Origin of the sequence: Phocaeicola sp. RTP21198st1_B8_RTP21198_201120 (assembly GCF_040929485.1) — a bacterium.
In the GTDB taxonomy this organism is placed as follows: domain Bacteria; phylum Bacteroidota; class Bacteroidia; order Bacteroidales; family Bacteroidaceae; genus Phocaeicola; species Phocaeicola dorei.
This window is the reverse complement of record NZ_JBCOCI010000241.1, coordinates 1-1862: the sequence shown is the minus strand read 5'-3', so window position 1 is coordinate 1862 and position 1862 is coordinate 1. Positions and strand designations below refer to the sequence as shown.

Sequence of the window (1862 nt, the reverse complement as noted above, 5' to 3'; positions counted from 1 at the left end):
GTATCAGCTATTTCCAGTCCGGTTGCGTTGTTACGGTGTTTAGTTGCCTCCTCATAAAGTAGGGAAAGAGAGTGGTCTATCTTGTACGGATTGTCCTGCGCCTTGGTTGGAAGGAGAGATCCGATAAAGGTGAACAACAAACATATACTGATATACCTGACTATTTTCATCTTGATTACTATGGATTTACAGTGTTCTTATTGTTTATTTATGGCATTGTTATATTCGTATTCTTTGGCGGGAATCACCCACATCCAGTTGTTGGCGTCTTCCGGGTTGATAGTTACGGCTGCGTTGGTCATGTAGTTTCCTCCGTCTTCGAAGGTGTGGCGTACGATGGTGTCTTTGCGCCGTTTGAAGTCAAACCAGCTGAATCCTTCGCCCCATAGTTCGATGTGGCGGTAGAACTTTATTTCGTCGAGCAGTGCCTGACCGCTCTTGTCGCAAGTATATTGAGGGTCGCGTCCGCTGTCGCGGATCAGTTCTTTCAGTAATTGCCTTGCTTCCGCTTCTTTTGAAGGCGTCAGGTGGCAGTTGGCTTCTGCTTCGATGAGATACATCTCCGAACTGCGGAAAAGATTGAAAGGCATGGCACCTACTTTGTCGATACACTTAAATTTGAACGACATATAAGCGTATATTTTTGCCGAAGTATTCAGGTCGGGATGCAACCCTTGGGCGTAACTGGTGAGTGCACTTCCGCCCAGACCATTGTTTGTTATACCACCCGTGTTATAAGTATATTCGAGCGGATCGAGAAAAAGTCCCCTGCGGATATCACTTTCCGGTAATGCATCGTACAGTTCACGGTTGATACAGGCCGGATAAGTGCATACAAGAGTAGAGGAGGAGTTGTATGCAAGGCGTGCGGCGAGGGATGAGTTTCCCAGCGATTCTTCTTCACTGTCATAGATACTCCATATCCATTCGCGGTTGACGGTACTGAATCCGTCGAAATATTCATCGGCATTCATAAGCGGATAACCGGCACGTGCTAGTGCAGCGTAATGGGCGGCAGTACTCCAATCCTCACGGGTGAGTGCGGCACGGGCATAGGTGGCGTAAGCGGCATTCACATTGATTTTGTGATTCTCGTCTTCTTTGCGGGCAATTCCGGATGCCTGATAATAGGTGATGGCCTGGTTAAGGTCGTTGTAAATCTGTTCGTAACAGGCCAGCATAGAAGAAAGAGGACAGTCGCCGGTAGAAGATGTATTGAGCCGGAGAACCACCACTTGGGCACTGCCGTTTTGCGAATCGCACCAGCGTGGCGAGTAGAACTGCAGCAGTTGCAGGTAACAATAGGCACGGTAGGTTAGTGCCTGCGCATAAATATATTTGAATTTATGACTACCTTCGGGGTCGACATAATTTATAATAGCGTTGGCATTACTGATTACTTTGTAGTAATAATGCCACATATACTCCGTGTAACTACTGGTAGGTATGGCATGAGAAGCCCCGTTGAATATCGTATAGAAATTGTTGCGGGGACAATACATGTCAGCCCCCTGATACTCGGCATACATCAGTTTGACAGATCCTTCACCGTTGAATGACACGCCATCGAGTTTATTAGTGGGGTAAGTGGTTTTCATCAACTTCTCCAATCCGCTGACAGCATAGGCAGCGTACGCTTCATCCTTGAATAAATCGGCAGGAGATACCTGATTGGTAGGGGCGGTATCCAGATAGTCGCTGGCGCAGGAGTAACACAACAGCGTCAGGAGCAGGCAGAATCCTATGGAGTGATTCAGGAATTTCATGTGTATGGCTTTTTTCTTCATAAGGCTATAAGTTAATGTTGACTCCGAACGAGAAAACACGGGCGATACTCGTATAATTGTTGACGATTCCGTCAA

At 46.9% G+C, this 1862-nt stretch carries 1 protein-coding gene; it reads right to left on the bottom strand.

Annotated elements, in window-relative coordinates; translation table 11 throughout:
• Positions 1 to 197 precede the first annotated feature (197 nt).
• Positions 198 to 1787: a RagB/SusD family nutrient uptake outer membrane protein gene (locus tag AB5935_RS24995; protein WP_368327756.1), complete on the bottom strand. Its 1590-nt coding sequence runs from the start codon at positions 1785 to 1787 to the stop codon at positions 198 to 200.
• Between the last annotated feature and the right edge of the window lie 75 nt (positions 1788 to 1862).

Coding starts and splice junctions, on each gene's coding strand:
- AB5935_RS24995 (WP_368327756.1), bottom strand. CDS start 1,787: ATGAAGAAAAAAGCCATACACATGAAATTCCTGAATCACTCCATAGGA.